General features: G+C 60.0%; 22 protein-coding genes. 12 read left to right on the forward strand and 10 right to left on the reverse strand.

Going from position 1 to position 20,085, the window contains the following annotated elements:
• Nucleotides 1–34 precede the first annotated feature (34 nt).
• Nucleotides 35–643, forward strand: coding sequence for a hypothetical protein (locus PH5382_RS08305; protein ID WP_058333905.1), 609 nt, complete (start codon nt 35–37; stop codon nt 641–643).
• Between the two features lie 128 nt (nt 644–771).
• On the opposite strand, the gene PH5382_RS08310 is transcribed toward PH5382_RS08305, so the two are convergent.
• Together PH5382_RS08310 and PH5382_RS08315 are read right to left on the reverse strand one after the other, a co-directional pair.
• Nucleotides 772–1,104, reverse strand: coding sequence for an AzlD domain-containing protein (locus PH5382_RS08310; RefSeq protein WP_058333906.1), 333 nt, complete (start codon nt 1,102–1,104; stop codon nt 772–774).
• On the reverse strand, nt 1,101–1,841 hold the full coding sequence (locus PH5382_RS08315) for an AzlC family ABC transporter permease (protein ID WP_058333907.1): 741 nt from the start codon (nt 1,839–1,841) through the stop codon (nt 1,101–1,103). The genes PH5382_RS08310 and PH5382_RS08315 overlap by 4 nt, the downstream gene beginning before the upstream one ends.
• Nucleotides 1,842–1,896: 55 nt before the next feature.
• On the opposite strand from PH5382_RS08315, the gene PH5382_RS08320 reads away from it, so the two are divergent.
• The 4 genes from PH5382_RS08320 (at nt 1,897) to glp (ending at nt 5,650) form a co-directional block, all read left to right on the forward strand.
• A complete protein-coding gene (locus PH5382_RS08320; protein WP_058333908.1) occupies nt 1,897–2,799 on the forward strand; it encodes a formate dehydrogenase accessory sulfurtransferase FdhD in 903 nt (300 codons plus the stop codon).
• Nucleotides 2,800–3,230: 431 nt separating this feature from the next.
• Complete coding sequence (gene mobA / locus PH5382_RS08330; RefSeq protein WP_058333910.1) at nt 3,231–3,872, forward strand: molybdenum cofactor guanylyltransferase MobA; 642 nt, start codon at nt 3,231–3,233, stop codon at nt 3,870–3,872.
• Nucleotides 3,869–4,360, forward strand: a complete 492-nt coding sequence (gene mobB, locus PH5382_RS08335; RefSeq protein ID WP_058333911.1) for a molybdopterin-guanine dinucleotide biosynthesis protein B — start codon at nt 3,869–3,871, stop codon at nt 4,358–4,360. The genes mobA and mobB overlap by 4 nt, the downstream gene beginning before the upstream one ends.
• 33 nt (nt 4,361–4,393) lie before the next feature.
• Nucleotides 4,394–5,650 carry a molybdopterin-binding protein gene (gene glp, locus PH5382_RS08340; RefSeq protein ID WP_058333912.1) on the forward strand — a complete coding sequence of 419 codons (1,257 nt, stop codon included), beginning with the start codon at nt 4,394–4,396 and terminating at the stop codon, nt 5,648–5,650.
• A 324-nt stretch (nt 5,651–5,974) separates the two neighbouring features.
• Here glp and PH5382_RS08345 read toward each other — a convergent pair whose 3' ends face one another.
• The 3 genes from PH5382_RS08345 to PH5382_RS08355 form a co-directional block, all read right to left on the reverse strand.
• The gene (locus PH5382_RS08345; RefSeq protein ID WP_082645605.1) at nt 5,975–7,042 is read right to left on the reverse strand and encodes a hypothetical protein; all 1,068 of its coding nucleotides are present in this window, start codon (nt 7,040–7,042) and stop codon (nt 5,975–5,977) included.
• 257 nt (nt 7,043–7,299) lie between these two features.
• Entirely contained in the window at nt 7,300–7,770 is a 471-nt protein-coding gene (greA, locus tag PH5382_RS08350) for a transcription elongation factor GreA (protein ID WP_058333913.1), read from the reverse strand.
• A 273-nt stretch (nt 7,771–8,043) separates the two neighbouring features.
• Nucleotides 8,044–8,427 (reverse strand): VOC family protein, encoded by a 384-nt coding sequence (locus tag PH5382_RS08355; protein ID WP_058333914.1) that lies wholly within the window; start codon nt 8,425–8,427, stop codon nt 8,044–8,046.
• A 119-nt stretch (nt 8,428–8,546) separates the two neighbouring features.
• On the opposite strand from PH5382_RS08355, the gene soxR reads away from it, so the two are divergent.
• The 4 genes from soxR to PH5382_RS08375 all read left to right on the forward strand — a co-directional run bounded on the left by soxR (nt 8,547) and on the right by PH5382_RS08375 (nt 13,626).
• Entirely contained in the window at nt 8,547–9,026 is a 480-nt protein-coding gene (gene soxR, locus PH5382_RS08360; RefSeq protein ID WP_058334047.1) for a redox-sensitive transcriptional activator SoxR, read from the forward strand.
• 233 nt (nt 9,027–9,259) lie between these two features.
• A complete protein-coding gene (locus PH5382_RS08365; RefSeq protein ID WP_058333915.1) occupies nt 9,260–10,909 on the forward strand; it encodes an electron transfer flavoprotein-ubiquinone oxidoreductase in 1,650 nt (549 codons plus the stop codon).
• Between the two features lie 160 nt (nt 10,910–11,069).
• Nucleotides 11,070–12,815: a tetratricopeptide repeat protein gene (locus tag PH5382_RS08370; protein WP_058333916.1), complete on the forward strand. Its 1,746-nt coding sequence runs from the start codon at nt 11,070–11,072 to the stop codon at nt 12,813–12,815.
• Entirely contained in the window at nt 12,805–13,626 is an 822-nt protein-coding gene (locus tag PH5382_RS08375) for a 4-(cytidine 5'-diphospho)-2-C-methyl-D-erythritol kinase (protein WP_058333917.1), read from the forward strand. The genes PH5382_RS08370 and PH5382_RS08375 overlap by 11 nt, the downstream gene beginning before the upstream one ends.
• Before the next feature lie 24 nt (nt 13,627–13,650).
• Here PH5382_RS08375 and PH5382_RS08380 read toward each other — a convergent pair whose 3' ends face one another.
• Nucleotides 13,651–14,397 carry a hypothetical protein gene (locus tag PH5382_RS08380; RefSeq protein WP_058334048.1) on the reverse strand — a complete coding sequence of 249 codons (747 nt, stop codon included), beginning with the start codon at nt 14,395–14,397 and terminating at the stop codon, nt 13,651–13,653.
• A 99-nt stretch (nt 14,398–14,496) separates the two neighbouring features.
• Nucleotides 14,497–15,495: a polyprenyl synthetase family protein gene (locus tag PH5382_RS08385; protein ID WP_058333918.1), complete on the reverse strand. Its 999-nt coding sequence runs from the start codon at nt 15,493–15,495 to the stop codon at nt 14,497–14,499.
• Between the two features lie 57 nt (nt 15,496–15,552).
• Between PH5382_RS08385 and PH5382_RS08390 the strand changes: the two genes are divergently transcribed.
• The 3 genes from PH5382_RS08390 to PH5382_RS08400 all read left to right on the forward strand — a co-directional run bounded on the left by PH5382_RS08390 (nt 15,553) and on the right by PH5382_RS08400 (nt 16,974).
• A complete protein-coding gene (locus PH5382_RS08390) occupies nt 15,553–15,774 on the forward strand; it encodes a putative signal transducing protein (RefSeq protein ID WP_058333919.1) in 222 nt (73 codons plus the stop codon).
• The gene (locus PH5382_RS08395) at nt 15,771–16,577 is read left to right on the forward strand and encodes a tRNA1(Val) (adenine(37)-N6)-methyltransferase (protein WP_058333920.1); all 807 of its coding nucleotides are present in this window, start codon (nt 15,771–15,773) and stop codon (nt 16,575–16,577) included. Before PH5382_RS08390 ends, PH5382_RS08395 begins: the two co-directional genes overlap by 4 nt.
• A 217-nt stretch (nt 16,578–16,794) precedes the next feature.
• The gene (locus PH5382_RS08400; RefSeq protein WP_058333921.1) at nt 16,795–16,974 is read left to right on the forward strand and encodes a YdcH family protein; all 180 of its coding nucleotides are present in this window, start codon (nt 16,795–16,797) and stop codon (nt 16,972–16,974) included.
• 165 nt (nt 16,975–17,139) lie between these two features.
• Here the strand turns inward: PH5382_RS08400 and PH5382_RS08405 are convergent, their stop codons facing one another.
• From PH5382_RS08405 to phbB, 3 genes are all read right to left on the reverse strand, one after another.
• Complete coding sequence (locus tag PH5382_RS08405) at nt 17,140–17,994, reverse strand: aromatic amino acid exporter YddG (RefSeq protein WP_058333922.1); 855 nt, start codon at nt 17,992–17,994, stop codon at nt 17,140–17,142.
• Entirely contained in the window at nt 17,991–18,938 is a 948-nt protein-coding gene (locus tag PH5382_RS08410) for a transcriptional regulator GcvA (protein ID WP_058333923.1), read from the reverse strand. Before PH5382_RS08410 ends, PH5382_RS08405 begins: the two co-directional genes overlap by 4 nt.
• 353 nt (nt 18,939–19,291) lie before the next feature.
• On the reverse strand, nt 19,292–20,014 hold the full coding sequence (gene phbB, locus PH5382_RS08420; RefSeq protein WP_058333925.1) for an acetoacetyl-CoA reductase: 723 nt from the start codon (nt 20,012–20,014) through the stop codon (nt 19,292–19,294).
• Between the last annotated feature and the right edge of the window lie 71 nt (nt 20,015–20,085).

Genomic DNA, 20,085 nt, shown 5'->3' on the forward strand with positions numbered 1-20,085 from the left:
TGTGCTGCGGTGCCAGACACCGGATCGTGTTTCTATGCGTGTTGCCCTGCTGGCGAGCTGTATTGCGCTGGTGGGTTGTGCTGAGCAAAAGAAACCCAATGCGGATGCTGCAACGCTCGCCTCGGCCAGCTATAGCCATAATGGCCCGCCTGCGCTGACGCTTTTTACCATGGTCAACAACCGCACCGGCAGCGGGGGGCATACCTCGCTGATGGTCAATGCCTCCGAGCGGGTGATCTTTGACCCGGCCGGCTCTTTCTACGCCGATGTGGTGCCAGAGCGCGACGATGTGCTTTTTGGCATCACCCCCGGTGTGGTGCTGGCCTATCGCGGTGCTCATGCCCGCAGCACCCATCATGTGGTGATGCAGCGTGTCGAGGTGACGCCAGAGCAGGCACAGCATGCCTATAAGCTGGCGGTTTCAAATGGCCGTGTGCCCGGTGCTTATTGCGCCAATTCGACCTCTTCGATCCTGAGCCAGATCCCGGGGTTCGAGGGGCTGAAGACGACCTTCTATCCGGTCAAGCTGTCTGATCAGTTCGAGACTCTTCCAGGTGTTGTCACAACGAAATACTACGAAGATGACGACGAAGATCTGCAAAAGGCGCTGGCTGAAGGCAATGTCGTTTTGAACAACAGCTGAGGCTTTTGCCGTAGCTGATGGTTTCACGCCCGAACCGGGAGATCGGTTTGGGCGTTTCCATTTGGAGTCGCAAAAAGACCCGCTGCGAGCCCTCTTTGCTTGGCTTGCGTCTGATCAGACGCACAGGTTCAGCTCAGCAGATAGAACAGCAGCAAAAAGCCACTGACTCCGCTCAGGAGCGCCCAGAGCACATTGCGGGTGAGATAACCCACCGCAAAGGTCAGCGCCGCCACAGCCAGATGCGGCAGGCTGGGCTCACCTCCCGTGGTCGAGGGCCAGACCACCAGCGGGGCCACCAGCGCCGGAATGATCGCCACTGCCGTATAGCGCAGATGCCGCATCAGCCAGGCAGGCATGGGCCGCCCGCCCATAAAGCCGATAAAGGCAAAGCGCAGGCCGAAACTGCCCAGGGCAAGCCCGATGATAACAACCCAAAGCTCAAACTGACCAAAACCGTTCATGACTGGCGCTCCCGTTTAGCGGTCTGCCGGGCGGCGGCGCGTTCAAGCCATAGTTCAGCCTGTGCCCCCGCCATCATGCCAGCCAGACCGGCGACAATCAGCCCCAGATTATAGGGCAGCAGGGTAGCGGGCAGAGATACGGCAATGGCGACAAAACAGGCCACCAGATGCGCAGGGGTGCGCAGCATTGGCCCGATCATTGCCAAAAAGGCCAGCGGCAGTACAAAATCCAAGCCCCAGCTCTCGGGGATTTGCGCACCCACCAGTGCACCAGTGATGGTGGCAATCATCCAGCCCGGCGCCACCAGGCCGTTGGTGCCAAAGAAATAGGCCATGCGCTGTGGCACGGTCATGTCGGGCTCTGTCTCGAATTTCACCACCGACAGCGCATAGGACTGATCCACCACCAGATAGGCGGCGCAGGCGCGCTGCCACAGCGGCGCATCCCCCAGATAGGGCGTCAGCGAAGCGGAATACATCGCCACTCGCAGGTTCACCGCCAGCGCCGAGACCAGCACGATCATCAGCGGCGTGTTCTCCTGCAGCAGTTGCAGCGCGGTGAACTGGGCAGACCCGGCAAAGACCGCCAGCGAAAAGGTGAAAGCCTCGGGGACATTTAGTCCGGCCTCCGCCGCCAGCACGCCAAACAATAGCCCAAAAGGTCCAGAGACCAGAAGAAAGGGCGCGCTGTCGCGAACCCCTCGCCAAAAGGCTGATTTCGTGGTGGTGAAAGCCATGCGCGCGTCCTAAGTTCAATGCCAACTTGGTAGGCAGCTTCAAAGGGTTCTGCAATTGGTAAAAACACCTGACCTTCCTGAGATCCTGTCAGAGTATCTGATCGCGCCGGCCCCGCCCCGCGCGGGCCTCCCCCGCGCCGTTGAGGGGCGCGATGAACAGGGCAACCCGGTGGCGCTGTCGGTGGTCGAAGAACGGCCATTGACCATCTATCTGAACCGGCAGGAAATTGTCACCGCCATGACCATTGGCGACTACCCGGAATATCTGGCGCTGGGGTTTTTGCGCAATCAGGGCATGCTCTCGCCGGACGAAGAAATCCTGCGCGTCGATTATGACGATGAACTCGAAACCGTGGTGGTGCGCACCGCGATTGAGACGTCCTATGAGGAAAAGCTGCAGAAAAAGACCCGCACCTCTGGCTGCGCCGTGGGCACCGTGTTTGGCGATATGATGGAGGGGCTGGAGGGCGTGCAGCTGCCTGCGACCCCGGTGAAAACCTCCTGGCTCTATGCGCTGGCGCATAAGATCAACCGCACGCCGTCCTTGTACCTAGAGGCCGGTGCCATCCATGGCACGGTGCTGTGCCACCAAGACCGCCCGCTGGTCTATATGGAGGACGTGGGACGTCATAATGCGGTGGACAAAATCGCCGGCTGGATGCTGTCAGAGCGCATCAAAGCGGCGGATAAGATCATGTATACCACCGGGCGCATGACCTCTGAGATGGTGATCAAGACCGCGATGATGGGTATCCCGGTGCTTGCGTCGCGCTCGGGCTTTACCGCTTGGGGTGTCGAGATCGCGCAGCAGGTGGGCCTGACGCTGATAGGCCGGATGAAAGGGCAAAGGTTTGTCTGTCTTGCTGGGGATGAGAGGTTAGAGCGCGACATGGACCCGAAGGATGCACCGGTTGAGGCAAAGAAGCATCGCAGGAAAAGTGCCGAGGCCCATGATTGATCCATGGTGGATAGTACTTTTTGTTTGCGGCTGGGTCGGGCTGGGGGCCTTTGGTCTGATCGTGTTTTGGAAGACGCGATCAGGTCTTAGTGGCTACTTAGAAAGCATGCGGTCCGTTCCCGCAACTGAGAGAGTAAGATTTGGGCTTCCAGAGGACAATCCTTTACTGCCTAAAATGGGTATGGTTGCACAAATAAAACAAAGACGAGTGCTGAATAGACTTATGATATGGGGTGCTCCCCCTATCCAGGGCACGCCGGATGACGCGCTTGCCGCATTGAAATCGGCCCGTGTGTGGGGCTGTGCCGGGCTACTGCCCGTGCTCTGTTTTCTGGCGTTTTTTGCAATATTGAGTTTGAAAGCATTTCTGTTCTTGGGCGGGATTTGGGCGTTTTGCCTTTTTTGTACCCTGCCTCACAATTGGAGGCGGCATGACCCTGAATAAACCCTTTGGAGTGATTCTCGCAGGCGGTCTCGCCACCCGGATGGGCGGCGGTGACAAGGGCCTGTTGCAGATCGGTGGCCAAAGCCTGTTGACCCGCGTACGCGATCGGCTTGACCCGCAGGTTGCGGGGCTGGCGCTCAACGCGAATGGTGATGCGGCGCGGTTTGACGATCTGGGCTTGCCTGTGGTTGCCGACAGCATCGAAGGCTTTGCCGGCCCCCTTGCGGGGGTGTTGGCTGGGCTCGATTGGGCTGCCGAACAGGGCGCAGACAGCATTGTCACCGCCGCTGCGGATACGCCCTTTTTCCCGACCGATCTGGTGGCGCGACTGCTGGCGGCCTCGGAAGGGCAGGCGCAGCCCTTGGTGCTGGCGACCACGCCGCGCACCGGGGAGGAGCTGAAATCGGGGGGACGCAGCAAGGTAAACCGGCATCCGACCTTTGGCCTTTGGCCGGTGGCGCTGCGCGATGATCTGCGCGCGGCGCTGAATGATGGGCTGCGCAAGGTGGTGATCTGGACCGATCAGCACCAGGGGCGCGAAGCGCTGTTTGACGCGACCCCCTTTGACCCCTTTTTCAACGTCAACACGCCCGAGGATCTTGCGCGGGCCGAGGAGTTGCTGAAATGAAAATATTCGGAATTACCGGCTGGAAGAACTGCGGCAAGACCGGGCTGATGGAGCGGCTGGTGACAGAGTTCACCGAGCGCGGCCTGACGGTCTCGACCATCAAACACGCCCATCACAGCACCGATGTGGATCAGGCGGGGACCGACAGCCATCGTCATCGTATGGCGGGGGCCTCTGAGGTGATCCTGGCCTCGACCCATCGCATCGCAATCATGCAAGAGCTGCGCGGCGCCGAAGAGCCGCCGTTGGCCGACCTGTTGGCGCGGCTCACGCCAGTGGATCTGGTGCTGGTGGAGGGGTACAAGCGTGAGCCTCACCCCAAGATCGAAGCGCATCGCAAGGCGGCCGAACAACCTTTGATCGCCCCCCATGATGCCAGTATCCGTGCACTTGCCAGTGATGTGAGGCTCGAGGTTGACCGACCCGTCTTTGATCTGGACGACACAGGAACGATTGCGGATTTCATTGCCGCAGATCTGAATCTCTGATCCTGCCGGGATATTTGTGAAAGTGAGACCTGGATGACCCTGAAGCCGCCGCCTCTGCGAAATGACTGTTTTGCCCTGCCCGCCGGTGTCGACTGGACCCCGGTGGACGAGGCTCTGGCGCTGTTGCGGGATCGGCTGGATGTGGTGACAGGCCGCGAGATCCTGCCACTGGGGCAGGCCCTCGGGCGGGTGTTGGCCTGCGATGTTCTGGCGCGACGCTCAAACCCACCACAGCCCAATACGGCAGTGGATGGCTATGGATTTGCCGGTGCTGTGCCCGAGGGCGCACATGTTTTGCCACTGGTGCAGGGGCGCGCCGCAGCCGGGCTGGCCTATGAGGGCGAGGTGCCCGCAGGCCGGGCAATCCGTATCCTGACCGGGGCCGCACTGCCCGCAGGGGTCGACACGGTGATCCTGGAAGAGGATGTCACCCTTGGGGCGGAGGAAATCGCCTTTCACGGGCCGTTGAAGCAGGGCGCCAATACCCGCAAGGCTGGCGAGGATGTGGCAGCTGGGGATGTTATCCTGAGCGCAGGCCGGGTGGTGACCCCGGCGGACCTGGCGCTGGCGACCGCCACAGGTCTTGCAGAATTTGAGGTCTATCAGCCCCTGCGCGTCGGGGTGCTGTCTACGGGCGATGAGCTGCGCGACGTGGGCCAGACGGCTGCACCGGGGCAGATATATGACGCCAACCGGCCGATGCTTTTGGCGCTGCTCGGGCAGATGGGTTTCACCCCGGTGGATCTGGGGCGGGTGCGTGATGACCGCGCTGCCCTGCGTGCGCGGCTGAACAGTGCGGCCTCTGAGGTTGACGTGATTCTGACCAGTGGTGGCGCTTCGGCAGGGGATGAGGATCATGTCTCGGCTCTGCTGCGCGAAGCGGGCGCGATGCAGGAATGGCGCATCGCGCTGAAACCGGGACGCCCCTTGGCTTTGGCGATGTGGGACGGCGTGCCAATCTTTGGCCTGCCGGGCAATCCGGTTGCGGCCCTGGTCTGCACCCTGATCTTTGCCCGCCCGGCCATGGGGTTGATGGCGGGCGCCAGTTGGCAGTCGCCACAGGGATTTGAGGTGCCCGCAGGGTTTGAAAAGCGCAAAAAACCCGGTCGACGTGAATATCTGCGCGCGCGCATGCGGGACGGACGGGTGGAGGTGTTCAAATCCGAAGGCTCGGGGCGGATATCTGGCCTGAGCTGGGCCGAAGGGCTGGTGGAGCTGAGGGATAGCGCGGCCGACATCTCAAGCGGAGACCCGGTGCGCTTTATCCCCTATGATAGCTTCCGGCTCTAGCTCAGGCTTTGGCAAAGGCCAAATGCTCCCGCCCGTCCCAAATGCTCCCGCCCGTCATTGGCCCCCAAAAGGGGCCGCTTCCCGTTGGGCGTGGCGCCGCAGCTGCGCTGCGGCGCGGGCTCTGTTTGGCCTGTGATGCGCTAGACCAAGTTTTCCTAGCGCTGGGGGATCTCGGGCTTGGGGGACATCGTCTTCCTATAAATGCCTCCACCGGAAGCTGTCACCCGCGGGACAATTTTTTAGCCGCCAGTATTTTGACAGCCAGTATTTTGACAGCCAGTATCAGCCTCCCGTAGGAATTAACCTCCCGTAGGAACGCCCTCTTTAATCAAAGGTTCCGGCAACCCGGCCCAGCAGCATAAAGGCACGGGCCGTGCGGGTGTCACCAAGGGCTGAGATCTCTCCATCGCTGGCCTGCGCTTCGAATTCTGCGAACATGCGGTCAAAGCGGCGCAGGAAGTGATGCGCCGCATCGCGAAAGATCGGGTCCTGCTTCATCCGTGCCGAGGTCAGCGCCAGTGATGTGCGATCCCGTACCCCGCCCAACGGCGCCACGGCGCGACCGCGCGTGCCCTGGGCAAACTGGCGCCAGATCTCGGGGCGGGCCATATCGGGGCGCAGATCATCCATGTAGATGCCATCCTGGCTGAGCAGGGTCAGAACATCCTGTGCGGCTTGTACCACCTGCGCGGCCTTGCGGTCCTTGAGGGCGGCACGCAGCGCGGCAAAGCCCTCTTCGTCTTCGGCAGTTTCGGGGAAGTTCAGCGCCCGGATGAATTGTTCGGCGGGCAGGGGCAGGGCCATGTCTTCGGCCGAGGTGCCAAGCGCCAAGCTGCCTTGATCTTCGGCGGCAAGCTTGCTGGCTTCGGCCGGAATTGCAGGGCGTGTCGGCGCATGACGACTGCTTTGGAAGGTCGCCAGCGCCGTCTCGGTCTTGCGAGCGGCCTCGGCGATTTCTTCCAGTTTCTGACTTACGGTCGGCTCCCCCGCGGCGGCCGATTGCTGAGCATGGGTGAGATAGCTGTGGCGCAGGTTGTCGATAGCGGCTTGCAGGCGGCGGCATTCAGCGCGCATCACCCGGGCAGAGCGCAGCGCCGAGGTGCCGACCCAGATCATCACCAGCGGCAGAGCCACGGCCAGCGCTGTCAACAGGGTCGGGGTCCAATGCGCAAGTCCCTGGCCCGTAGGGGCCAGCAGATAGAGCGCCAGAACAACCAGCAGCCAAAGGCAGGAGAGCAGCACTGCGATCATTTCCGCGCTGCCCATTCCCCCGTCAGAACGGTCGCCACCGGTCGGGCCAAGACCGGAAGGCGCGTTACCCGTGCGCCCCTCAGGTGTCCCAAGCCCGGTTGGGGAAGATCGGTGATTAGAGGCAGCATCCTGGGCAGTCATGGGCGGGCTCGCAATGCGGGAACAAAGGTGGAGAAACGAAGAAATCTATTGGAAGGCTAGCGCATTCCCGAAAACGGGCAAGAGCAACTGTCAATGCGGGGCAAAGAGCGGCGCAGTTGCGCCACCTTCTTGTTTTTAAGTCCGGCCCGTTTTTAGATCCGGGGTGGGGGCCGGATTTTGCCCGACTGTATCCAATTCTGCCCGGCTGTACTCGGCTGAAAGAGCCGGATTGTTGGTCGGATTTTCAGGCCCTAATTTCAGGCGTATACGATGGACAGAATTTCGTAGCCGCGCACACCACCGGGGGTGCGGACCTCGACGCTGTCGCCTTCTTCCTTGCCGATCAGAGCACGGGCGATGGGGGATTTGATGTTCAGCAGCCCGGCCTCGATATTGGCTTCGTGTTCGCCAACGATTTGCCAGGTTTTTTCCTCGTCGGTGTCTTCGTCCACCACGGTGACCTTGGCGCCGAATTTGATCGAGCCAGATAGTTTCGCAGGGTCAATGACTTCAGAAAGGCTCAAGATACCCTCGAGCTCTTTGATGCGACCCTCGATGAAGGAATGCTTTTCGCGCGCAGAGTGGTATTCGGCGTTCTCCGACAAATCACCCAGCTCACGCGCTTCGGCGATGGCCTGAATGATGGTCGTGCGCTCAACCGTTTTCAGGTTCTTTAGTTCACCTTCCAGTGCGGTGTAACCCGCAGAAGTCATCGGAATCTTTTCCATATCGTGGGTCCAGGTCGTTTGGCTAAGGAGTTTAGCTCTTGGTTGGCTCTTGTCATTTCGACGAATGGCAGAGCCCCGCTACAGCACTGCAGCGGGGCCTTCATTCGTGTTGGCAATTACCTGACCCAATCTGCGCACAAATTTCAAGAGGGCGCGATGCGCTGTCCACAGGCAAATCCGCTCAATCAGCGGATTTTATTGCTTTTATAACCAAGGTTGCGCGGAAAGATGCCGCGATCCGGCAGCTGAGGCAGGCTGGCCTGCCACAAAAGATCAATCATCGTATTGCACCACCTCGAATTCGATCCCGTCCTGATCATTGAAATAGAACCGCCGACCGGGTTCGTAATCCGCGTGGTTTTGCGGTGTGAAACCAGCGGCCTTTACGGCGACCTCAACGGCGTCAATATCATCGACCACCACTGCCAAGTGGTTGAGCCCGCCCCGGGTGGTGTAGCTGTCAGTGGGGTCTTGCGGCGTGCTTGGCGGGGCATAGAGCGCCAGATAGCTGTCGGCGCCGCCGACATGCAGGCTGATGCCGTTGTGGATCGATGACCCTGACCAGCGGGTGTGCCAGCCAAAGACTTGCTGCATCCATTTGGCCGTGGCTTCGGGGTTGGCGACGGTGATGTTGGCATGTTCCAAAATAGCGCTCATCAGCTCTCTCCTTTTTAATGGCATTTTGACCTGAGTCTCCCTACGGTAATTTCTAAACCTAACTTTAGCTCAAGATATAATTTGCAGATCTCTGCATTTTTTTTCGAAAGGGAGAGATGATGGCAAAATCGGCAGGGGTGGCGATTGGATATCTGGCGGAGCGAACCGGGCTGGCGGTTTCAGCGATCCGTTACTACGAAGCACAGGGCCTGCTGGAGCCCTGGCGCAATGCAGGAGGGCAGCGCCGGTTCCATCGCGCCGATATTCGGCGTCTCAGTTTTATCATGATCGCGCAGCAGTTCGGGTTTTCGCTGCCAGACATCCGTGGATTTCTGAAGGATCTGCCGGGCGGGCGCACGCCGACACCAGAGGACTGGGCGCGAATCTCGCAGGGGTTTCGCACCCATCTGGACGCCCGAATCGAAACCCTGCAGAAACTGCGCGACAACCTCGATGGCTGCATCGGTTGCGGCTGCCTGTCTTTGCCAAAATGCGCGCTTTATAATCCCAAGGATCTGGCGGCAGATAAAGGCAAGGGGCCGCGCTATCTGATGGGGGACTCGCCGGAGACTGCACATGAGCCGTCAGCTGAGTCTTAACCCGACTTGGGAGCGGAGTTTTCGCCAGAGACGGGCTCTGAGCCGCAAAAAGAGGCCTGAGTGACGAAAACAGGCGCTCGCCCTGCGGCAAAGCGCGGAACTGTCGTAACTAACGCAGAGTTTGGATTGACCTTGTATGTTGCCAAACGCTAAGCAACCGCGAAAGAAAATTGCGCCCAGGCAAGATGCCGTTCTGGGACCGGTAGCGAATAATATAGCCAAGGAGCACCTCTATGGCCGAGATCGAACGCGAAACGATGGAATATGACGTAGTGATCGTTGGGGCCGGCCCCGCCGGTCTGTCCGCTGCGATCCGTCTGAAACAGCTGGATGCCGACCTTGAGGTCGTGGTTCTGGAAAAAGGCTCCGAAGTGGGCGCGCATATCCTGTCGGGCGCGGTTCTGGATCCCTGCGGTCTGGACGCGCTGATCCCTGACTGGAAGGAAAAGGGCGCGCCTTTGACCGTGCCGGTCAAGGAAGACAACTTCTACATGCTGGGCGAAGCGGGCGAAGTCCGCATCCCCAACTTCCCGATGCCGCCGCTGATGAACAACCACGGCAACTACATCGTGTCGATGGGAAATGTCTGCCGCTGGATGGCAGAACAGGCCGAAGAGCTGGGCGTCGAGATCTTCCCCGGCATGTCCTGTTCTGAGCTGGTTTATGGTGACAAGGGTGAAGTCAAAGGCGTGGTCGCCGGTGTCTTTGGTCTCGAAGAAGACGGCTCCTACGGCCCCAACACCGAGCCAGGCATGGAGCTGCACGGCAAATATGTCTTCCTCGGTGAAGGCGTGCGCGGCTCGCTGTCGAAAGAGGTTATCGCCAAATACGACCTGCAGGCAGGCAAGGACGTGCAGAAATACGGCGTCGGCATGAAAGAGATCTGGGAGATCGATCCTGCCAAGCACAAAGAGGGCACCGTTACCCATACCATGGGCTGGCCGCTGAACTCCAACGCCGGTGGTGGCTCGTTCATCTATCACCTGGACAACAACCAGGTCTACGTCGGCTTTGTGGTGCACCTGAACTACAAGAACCCGCACCTTTATCCTTACATGGAATTCCAGCGTTTCAAGCATCACCCGATGGTTGCGGACCTGCTGAAAGGCGGCAAACGCGTGGCTTATGGTGCACGTGCGATCACCGAAGGTGGTTATCAGTCGATGCCCAAACTGGTCGCGCCCGGCGTGGCCCTGCTGGGTTGTTCTGCCGGCATGGTCAACGTGCCGCGCATCAAAGGCAACCACAACGCCATGCTGTCGGGTAAATCCGCAGCTGAAGCCGCCTATGCCGCAATCAAGGCGGATCGCTCTGGCGACGAGCTGCCCGACTATGAAGCGGCCGTGCGCGATGGCGCCATCGGCAAGGACCTCAAGAAGGTGCGCAACGTCAAGCCGATGTGGTCCAAGTGGGGCATGATGCCATCGCTGGCGCTGGGTGGTCTGGACATGTGGACCAACACGCTCTTTGGTCTGTCGCTCTTTGGCACGCTGAAGCACGGCAAAAACGATGCCGAGTCGACCGAGGAGGCCTCCAAGCACAAGGATATCGACTATCCCAAGCCCGACGGTGTGCTGTCCTTTGACCGACTGACCAATGTGTCCTTTGCGGCCACCAACCACGAGGAAAGCCAACCCTGTCACCTGCGTCTGGCTGATCCAAACCTGCCGATCTCGACTAACCTTCCGAAATTTGACGAGCCAGCACAGCGCTATTGCCCTGCCGGTGTCTATGAGGTGGTGGAAAAAGACGGCAAGCCCGAGTTCGTGATCAATTTCCAGAACTGCGTGCACTGCAAGACCTGCGATATCAAGGATCCAAGCCAGAACATCACTTGGACCACACCGCAGGGTGGTGACGGTCCAAACTATCCAAATATGTAAATCAAGGGTGGCAAAACAGGCGGTGAAACGCCTGTTTCATCGGATGATTGTGGAAATCACGTTAAATTGGGGCGGCCTTCGGGTCGCCCCATTGCGTGTCGGCATGTCCCGCACTACGCTTTGATCCCAAGCGACAAACACACGCATAGGAGAGCTCCGGGTGCCGGTATCTTATCTTCGCAATCTGCCAGCGCTGGCATGGGTTGCGCTTTCTGCAACAGGATCTCTTGCACTGCCCGCAGCGGCACAGTCCGAAGGGGTCTCGAACGGGTTGGCCGGGGCCTATCTGGCGGGACGCGCCGCCACCTATGAAAGCGACTTTTCGGCTGCGGCCGACTATTACACCCGTGCACTGGTGCGCGATCCTGCCAACCCGGTGCTGATGGAAAACGTTATCTTTGCGCAATTGGCACAGGGCAACGTAAAGCGCGCCATTCCCGTGGCAAAACGCCTTGCCGAATCTGGGGTGCGCAGCCAGGTCGGCAATATCGTTTTGGTCGGGGCGCAGGTGCTGGCCCAGGACTATCAGGCGATCATTGAGCGTGACCGCGAGGCGCGTCAGATCCACCCCTTGGTGGATGGTTTGCTGGACGCCTGGGCGCATATGGGCGCAGGCTCGGTTGATGACGCACTCGTCGCCTTTGATGCAATCGCCAAGCAAGAGGGGCTGCGCCCCTTTGCTGACTACCACAAGGCGCTGGCGCTGGCTTCTGCCGGCAATTACGGCGGCGCCGAGGCGTTGTTTGCTGCCGAAGATGGCAAGCTGACCCGGATGTCGCGTCGCGCCGCTCTGGCCCGGATCGAAATCCAGTCGCAGCTGGGAGAAAACGCTCTGGCCCTCGCCACACTGGACGAGGCTTTTGGTGGGGGCTTTGACCCGACACTTGCCGATATGCGGCAGCGCCTTGAAGCCGGGGAGGCGCTTGGTTTTAACATTGCCAGCACCGCACAGGATGGCATTGCAGAGGTGTTTTTCACCCTCGCCGCGGTGATGAATGGCGAAGCTGCCAATGACTTTGTGCTGATGTATGCCCGCATGGCGGCGGCTCTCAGCCCCGAACATGTGGATGCGGTGCTTCTGAGCGCAGAATTGCTGGACCAGCTGGGCCGTTACGAGCTGTCGATCACCACCTACAAACAGGTGCCGCGCGCACATCCCGACTACTACGCCGCCGAAATGGGTCGCGCAGAAGCGCTGCGCCGGGCGGCAAAGCCCGATGCCGCTGTCGAAGTGCTGGAACAGCTGGTGGGAGAATTCCCCACCCTGCCGCAGGTCTCGATCAGCCTTGGCGATCTGCTGCGCCAGCAGGAAGACTACGCCGGGGCCGTGGCCGCCTATGATACGGCTCTGGAACACATGCCCGAAAGCTCTGGCAGTCGCTGGTTCCTGCTTTATGCCCGTGGAATTTCGCTTGAACGCCTGTCGCAATGGCCCCGCGCCGAGGCCGATTTCCGCGCCGCCCTGGTGCTGCGCCCGGACAGCCCGCAGGTGTTGAACTACCTTGGCTATTCGCTGGTCGAAAAAGAAGACAAGCTGGATGAGGCACTCGATATGATCGAGCGGGCGGTCGCGGCGCGGCCAGACTCTGGCTACATCGTCGACAGCCTCGGCTGGGTGCTTTACCGCCTTGGCCGCTACGATGAGGCCGTAGCTCATATGGAGCGCGCGGTAGAGCTGATGCCAGTGGATCCGGTGGTGAATGATCATCTGGGCGATGTCTACTGGGCGGTTGGTCGCCAGCGCGAGGCCGAATTCCAGTGGAAGCGGGCGCTGTCCTTCATTCGCTCGGGCGAAGGTGATGGCGAGGCTGACCCGGATCGCATCCGCAGTAAGTTGGACATCGGGCTGGATGCGGTGTTGCAGCAGGAGGGCGCGAAGCCCTTGCATTTCGCCAATGAAGGCTGAGGCCTTTGCCCCCGCCAAGATCAACCTGACCCTGCATGTGACCGGCCGCCGCAATGACGGCTATCACCTGCTGGATTCACTGGTGGTCTTTGCTGATGTGGGGGATCGGCTGCATCTTGAGACAGGCCCAGAGCTGGGCATCACCCTGTCCGGATTGTTTGCCGAAGGTGTTCCCGAGGATGCCCGCAATCTGGTCTGGCAGGCGGCCGATGGCGCAGGCTGGTGTGGCCAGATTGCGCTGAACAAACAGCTGCCCCATGGGGCGGGGATTGGTGGTGGCTCGTCTGATGCTGGGGCGGTCTTGTCTGTGCTGGCAAAAAACGGCTTTGACATTCCGGCGGACCTGCCGCTTTCGCTGGGGGCGGATGTGCCCGTTTGCATGGGCGCGCGGGCGGCCCGGATGCAGGGCATCGGGGAAAAGATCACGCCAGTGGTTTTACCCGAACTGCATGCGCTCTTGGTGAACCCGGGTGCACATGTGCCGACGGGGGCCGTTTTTTCTGGCCTGCAAAGCCGCGACAACGCCCCGATGCCAGCCGATATCCCGGATTTTGCCTCGGCGCAGGACTGCGCTGCATGGCTGGCAGAGCAACGCAACGATCTGGAAGCCCCGGCGCGGCGTGTGGCACCGGAAATTGATCGAGTGCTGGGGGATCTGAGCGCCAGCAATCAGGCGATGCTGGCGCGCATGTCGGGCTCTGGTGCGACTTGTTTTGCGCTCTATCCAACAAAAAAGGCCGCCCATATGGCGGCCTATGAAATCGGAACAGAACAGCCCGATTGGTGGATCCGGGCTGTCAGCCTCACGTGATGCGCTGCAGAGGCTGAGCTAGAGCTAGAGCTGAAGGTGAATATGATCGTCGTGCCGTGCCGCTCGGCAGCCTTGAAAGCGGATCTTTTCGCTGGTCAGACCCAGCGTTTTTCGCAGGTGCGGCTCGACAAAGATCTTGCTGATACGCCTGTCCTCAACAAGGGTCTGGATCAGCAGGCCTGTCCGATGCCGGTCCAGCGTATAGGGTTTCCACAAGCGCTGCACAGGTGCCAGATCCCAGCGCAGGCTGATCCAGCTGTCCGGGCAATCTGACGGTCCCGGCTCAAAGGCGAAATAGCCCAGCGGGCTGCGGGTCTGTCCCGCCAGAAAGGTCCCGCTCGCATCGCGATAAAACAACGCCAGATCGACCTTTTCGCCGTCATCATGGGACAGATGTGGAAGCAGCGGAAAGCCGGTGAGAAAAGGAAACCCTGCATCCAGAACAAGCGTTTGTGTGCCAGGATGTGCAGCGGCGACAGATGCCGCGACCTCTTGCAAGCTGGCTTTGAGCTCTGGCGTGACATAGGTGCGATTTGTAGCGCAGTAAAACCAGGACTGCACCTGCAGGGGACCCTGTTCAAAACAGGACAGCGCGGTTCTGCCGACCAACGGCGCAATCCAGACCGCGAGGATTGCCAACCCTACATACAGGCCGCCAAAGGCCAGCAGGGGCCTGCGAAACAGCCGCGACAGTGCCCAGGCAATCCCGCCTAGCTGGGTTAGTGCGGTGAGGGCGACAACCGCGAGGATGTGAAAGAAAATACGCAGCATGAGGGAGCATTCGGATGCAGGGCAGGGTGGTCGCACCAAAGCACAAAAGAAAACGCCCGCAAAGATGCGGGCGCGTTTCAAAGTGTTGTCTCAGAGAACCTAGTTCAGGCGGGAGACCACGTATTCTGCCAGATCGTGCAGCATCTGGCGGATTGGGTGCTCGGGCAGCGCATTCAGGGCCTCTGTCGCCTTCTCCGCCCAAAGCAGTGCGTCCTGGCGGGTGGCCTCCAAGGTGGCGTATTTCGCCATCAGCGCCAGTGCCTGCTCCAGATCACCCTCTTGTTGGCGCCCCTTTTCGATGGTGCGCTGCCAAAAGGAGCGCTCCTCGTCGGTGGCCTGCGCCACGGCTTTGATCACCGGCAGGGTCAGTTTGCGTTCGCGGAAATCATCGCCGACATTCTTGCCGGTGGCCTTGCTGTCACCTTGATAATCTAGCAGATCATCGGCAATCTGAAAGGCAATCCCCAGCGCGTCGCCATAGTCGAACAGGGCCTTGATCTGGGCCGCATCGGCGTCGGCGATGACGCCGCCGACCTCTGTTGCGGCGGAAAACAGCGCGGCCGTCTTGCCGCGTACAACCTGCAGATAAACCGCCTCGTCGGTGGCCAGATTTGACGCAGCCGTCATTTGCAGCACTTCGCCCTCGGCGATGGTGGCCGAGGCATTGGCGAGAATATCGAGCACCCGCAGCGAGCCGGTTTCGACCATCAGCTGGAAGCTGCGGGAAAACAGATAATCACCGACCAGGACCGAGCTTTTGTTGTCCCACAGCAGATTGGCGGTGGGGCGGCCACGGCGCTGGCCGCTTTCGTCGACTACATCATCATGGAGCAGGGTCGCGGTGTGGATGAATTCCACCGTGGCGGCCAGTTTGATGTGGTGCTCGCCCTCATAGCCGCAAAGCCGCGCCGCAGCGAGGGTCAGCATAGGGCGCAGGCGTTTGCCGCCGGCCTCGACCAGATGTGCTGTCACCTCTGGAATGCGGGGCGCGTGTTTCGAGGCCATCCGTGTCTGGATCAGCGTGTTCACGGCGGCCATTTCGCCGCTCAAGGTAGCGGCCAGCAGTTCATGTGGCTTCTGCGTCTTGACTTCGTTCATTCCATTCCCGGCTTTCAGGCTCGACAAGGCCACGGCCTTGCCCTTAGATCCATCCCCATGAAAGAACTTCTGCGCAGCACCGATCCAACCGTCCTGGCCTTTGCATCCGCCCTTCTTGAGGGAGAGGATATAGACTGCTTTCAGATGGACGTAAATATGAGCATCCTCGAAGGCGGCATTGGTATTTTCCCCCGCCGTCTGATGGTGCGTGAGGCGGATTACGATCTGGCCCTGCGGGCGATGCGGGACAATGAAATTCCCCTCGGCAACGAGAAATGACCGCCACGCCCTGTGACCCCTCTCTGTCGGGCGTCGGCTTTGCGCCTGATGCGCTGTCGCTGAATGATTTTCTGGGTGGTCGTGTCAGGCTGTGGCAGCCCTTGCAGGGCTATCGCGCCGGGGTGGACCCGGTGCTGCTGGCGGCGGCCGTGCCTGCGCGGGCCGGTGAACGCGTGCTGGAGCTGGGTTGTGGCGGCGGGCAGGCGCTGTTGTGCCTTGGGGCACGAGTGCCCGGCCTCATGCTTTGCGGTGTAGAGCTGCAGGCAGAGTATGCCGATCTGGCGCGGCGTAACGGGGCGCAGAACAACCAGCCGCTCGAGGTTTTCGAGGCCGATCTCAGTGTTTTGCCGATGGCGCTGCGTCAGCGCCAGTTCGATCACGTGCTGGCCAATCCCCCCTATTATCGCGCCGGTGCCCATAGTCCGGCCGAAGACGCCGGGCGGCAAATTGCATTGGGAGGGGCAACGCCGCTTGCGATCTGGATCACCACGGCGGCCAAACGGCTTGCGCCCAAAGGCTATCTTCACATGATCCAGCGCGCGGACCGTCTGCCAGAAATGCTGGTGGCCTGCAGCGGCTGTCTCGGGTCTGTCGAGATCTTGCCCTTGGCGGCGCGACAGGGGCGGGCCGCAGAGCTGGTATTGCTGCGTGCGCGCAAAGGCGGACGCGCAGATTTCCGGTTGCACGGGCCGTTGATTCTGCATCAGGGCGACCGCCATCTGGCAGATGCGGAAAGCTACCGTGATGAAGTCGGCGCGATTTTGCGCCAGGGGGCGGCCTTGGTTTGGCCGACGCTTAAATAGGTATTTGGTGCCGGATGCGCAAGAATGGGCCGATTGATTTTCGCGTTTTGCGGCCAATTCACCCTTGTAAATAGGGTTTTTGGCGGGCTTTGGCCGATATAACAAATTCATGACAAAAACTTTGCGCCTGCAGCGTGACAGACCGCGAAACTTGTGGTCCACTCATAAATGGGCCCGGTGGTTCGGGCCTTTGTCTCGCTTTAAAAGGAGGAACGCCATGAGCCTCAGCTCGCATCTCACCGAACTTAAAAAGAAGCATGAGCATCTGAGTACGGAAGTAGAGCACGCCCAACGATCGCCCAGTACTGACGGGTTGGAAATCGCTGGGTTGAAAAAGCAGAAGCTAAAACTCAAGGAAGAGATTGAGCGCCTGTCGAGCGAAGCTGTGACTGCATAGTTCTGCGTCATTTTCCTACGCCATGACAGCTTGCGCCATGAGGGTGTGACTGGCGTAACAGCGTTTACGGATAATTTCCGGGGCTGCCAGATTTGGCAGCCCTTTTTTTGTTTGCTGATCCTGATACCGGAACTGACCCACAGCTGTGGCGGGCTTTGCGGCGGGTCAGCTGCTTTTGGCGGCGATCACAGCACCCAGGGTGATCAAGGCGGCAGCCAGGGCCAGCGCCCAGCTGGGATCGGCAACCCCAGCCAGCACCAGAACCAGCGTAGACAGCAAAGGTGCCGCATAGGAACTGGTGCCCAGCATCTGGATGTCACCCTGTTTGACGCCGATATCCCAGACATAAAAGGCCAGCCCAACCGGGCCCAGCCCAAGCCCCAAAGTAGAGGCCCAACCCAGTGCGCCTTGCGGCCAGACAGTTTCTTCAACCGCGAAATGCAGTCCCCAGGAGGCGACGGCCGTGACGAGGCAAAACACCGCGACCGAACTGGTCGGCGCAGATCCCACAAGCCGCGACAGCACCGAATAGCTAGACCAGGTCAAGGCACAAAGGAAAGCCAACGCATAGCCGGTGGCATATTCTGCTTGAAAGCCGCCTGATCCACCGGTGATGATCGCTGCGGCCCCGGCAAAGCCAAGCAAAGCCCCCAGTAGATGCCCGGGGCGCAGGCGCTCCCCCGGTAATAGCCCGGAAAACAGCACGATCATCAGCGGCCAGAGATAGGCAATCAGCCCTGCTTCAGCCGCCGGGGCCAAGCGCAGGGCGGAAAAATACAGCGCGTGATAGCCAAACAACCCAATGGAGCCAAAGGCGTAGACCTTCCAGGAGACCTCACGCAGCTGCGCCAACCCACTGGTGCGGGCGGTCCAGACCAGCCCCAAGCTGCCGCCAATGGTAAAACAGATCGCGTTGAGCAAAAGCGGTGGTGTCGGGGCACTGCCCACGGTGAACAGGGCCAGAAGCGCCCAAAGCAGAACTGCGATGAAGCCAATGGCTGTGGCCTTTGAACGGGTCATACTGCGGCGATCTCCTCGACGGGAATAATTTTGAAACCGTCTGATATATGCGCAGTTTTTTCGATCTCCGCCAGAAACCAATCGCGGAATGCCGCAATTTGTGGTCGCTTTTCTGCTCCGGGCAGGCAGAGAAAGCGAAACCGCGCTTTGGTTTCGATTGCCAGTTTGAACGGGGCGACCAGACGGCCTTCCTGAATGTCTTTGATAATCATCGGACGGCGCCCGAGGGCAACGCCCATACCGGCACAGGCCGCGTTGATCGCGTGATCCGCATTGGAAAAATGGGTGCCATGTTTGGGATCGAACGCGATGCCCGCAGCCCGAAACCAGGTGGGCCAGTCGCAGGGCGGCTGCAAGAAATCAATGGAATCGTCAAAGATCAGCGGTGCGTCAACCAGGCTTTCGGGAGTTGGGAATTGCGCTGCCAGCTCGGGTGTCATCACTGGCGTCAGCCATTCCTTGCGCACCGGTACCGAATACAGCCCGTCATCCTGACCGTAGCCAAAGCGGATCGCCACGTCGACGTCGTCGCGTGCCAGATCCATATTGCGCAGGGTGGCAGAAAATCTGAGGTCGATCTCGGGGTGGGCGCGGGCAAATTCATAGAGCCGCGGCGCCAGCCATTTCGCAGTGAGCGCAGGCCCCGCCGTCACAGTCAACGACGAGTTGTCCTGCAGACGTCGGGTCGCCATCCAGGCGGCAGACAGCGTCTGGAAGCCTTCGCTGGCACCAGGGGCCAGGGTGCGTCCGGCCTCTGTCAGCTCTACCGCGCGGTTGAGGCGGCGAAACAGCGGCACACCAAGGTGTTCCTCAAGCGATTTGATCTGAAAGGACAGAGCGGCGGGGGTCACGTTCAATTCCGCTGCCGCCATGGCAAAAGACATATGGCGGGCAGCAGCATCAAAGGCGCGCAGGGCGGTGAGCGGAGGGAGACGATCAGACATGTCAGATAAGTATTACTTAACTGAAGAGATGAAAAGACTCGTTTGTCCCTTTGGGTCTAAAACATCATATTGGCTTCAGATAGACAATTTTGATCCGAACGGAGGCCAAGACGATGGGATACTCAGCAAACAGCAGCGTCAAGCAGGCAATGGAACGGGCACATACAGAGCGCAGCCGGGCGCTGTTTTCGGGCGTTTCGTGGTTGTTTCGGTTCCGTAAAACAGGGACCTCAAAAACTCCGGGTATCAGGTTTTCCCGCTGGGCATAGCGCGCATGTTCTTACGGGATGCAAAAGGGCCGGTCCATATGGACCGGCCCTTGTTTGTTTACAGCATTTGTCGCAGCAAAAGGATCAGACGAAGAACTGACCGCCGTTTGCGCTGATGGTGGAGCCATTGATGAAGCCCGCATCATCCGCAGCCAGGAAGGCCACGCAACGGGCGATTTCTTCGGGTTCACCCAGGCGGCCCGTGGGGATCTGGCTGATGATCGAATCGCGCACTTTTTCGGGCACGGCCATAACCATTTCAGTTGCGATGTAGCCGGGGCAGATTGCATTGGCGGTGATGCCGGCGCGCGCGCCTTCCTGGGCCAGGGATTTCACGATACCCAGATCGCCAGCCTTGGTCGCCGCATAGTTCACCTGAGCGAACTGGCCTTTTTGACCATTGATGGACGAGATCACGATGACGCGGCCGAACTTGCGTTCGCGCATACCGGGCCAGATCGGGTGTACCGTGTTGAAAACACCGGTCAAATTGGTGTCGATCACCTGCTGCCACTGCTCCGGGGTCATCTTGTGGAACGGCGCGTCGCGGGTGATACCGGCATTGGCCACGACAATGTCGATGGGGCCAAGATCAGCCTCGACCTGCGCGATGCCCGCCTGGCTTTCCTCGTAGGAGCCGACGTTCCATTTATAGGTCTTGATGCCGGTTTCTTCGGTGAACTTTGCCGCCGCTTCGTCATTGCCAGCATAGGTCGCTGCGACGTTGCAGCCCTGGGCCTTCAGAGCCGTTGAGATTGCTGCGCCAATGCCGCGTGATCCGCCGGTGACGAGTGCAGTACGTGCCATTCAGTATTCCTCCAGTTCGAGATTCTCTCGGTAATCTTGCTATAGTTTGATAATGCTATACGCAACAATAT

The sequence above is a fragment of the Phaeobacter sp. CECT 5382 genome, assembly GCF_001457775.1.
Lineage (GTDB): Bacteria > Pseudomonadota > Alphaproteobacteria > Rhodobacterales > Rhodobacteraceae > Pseudophaeobacter.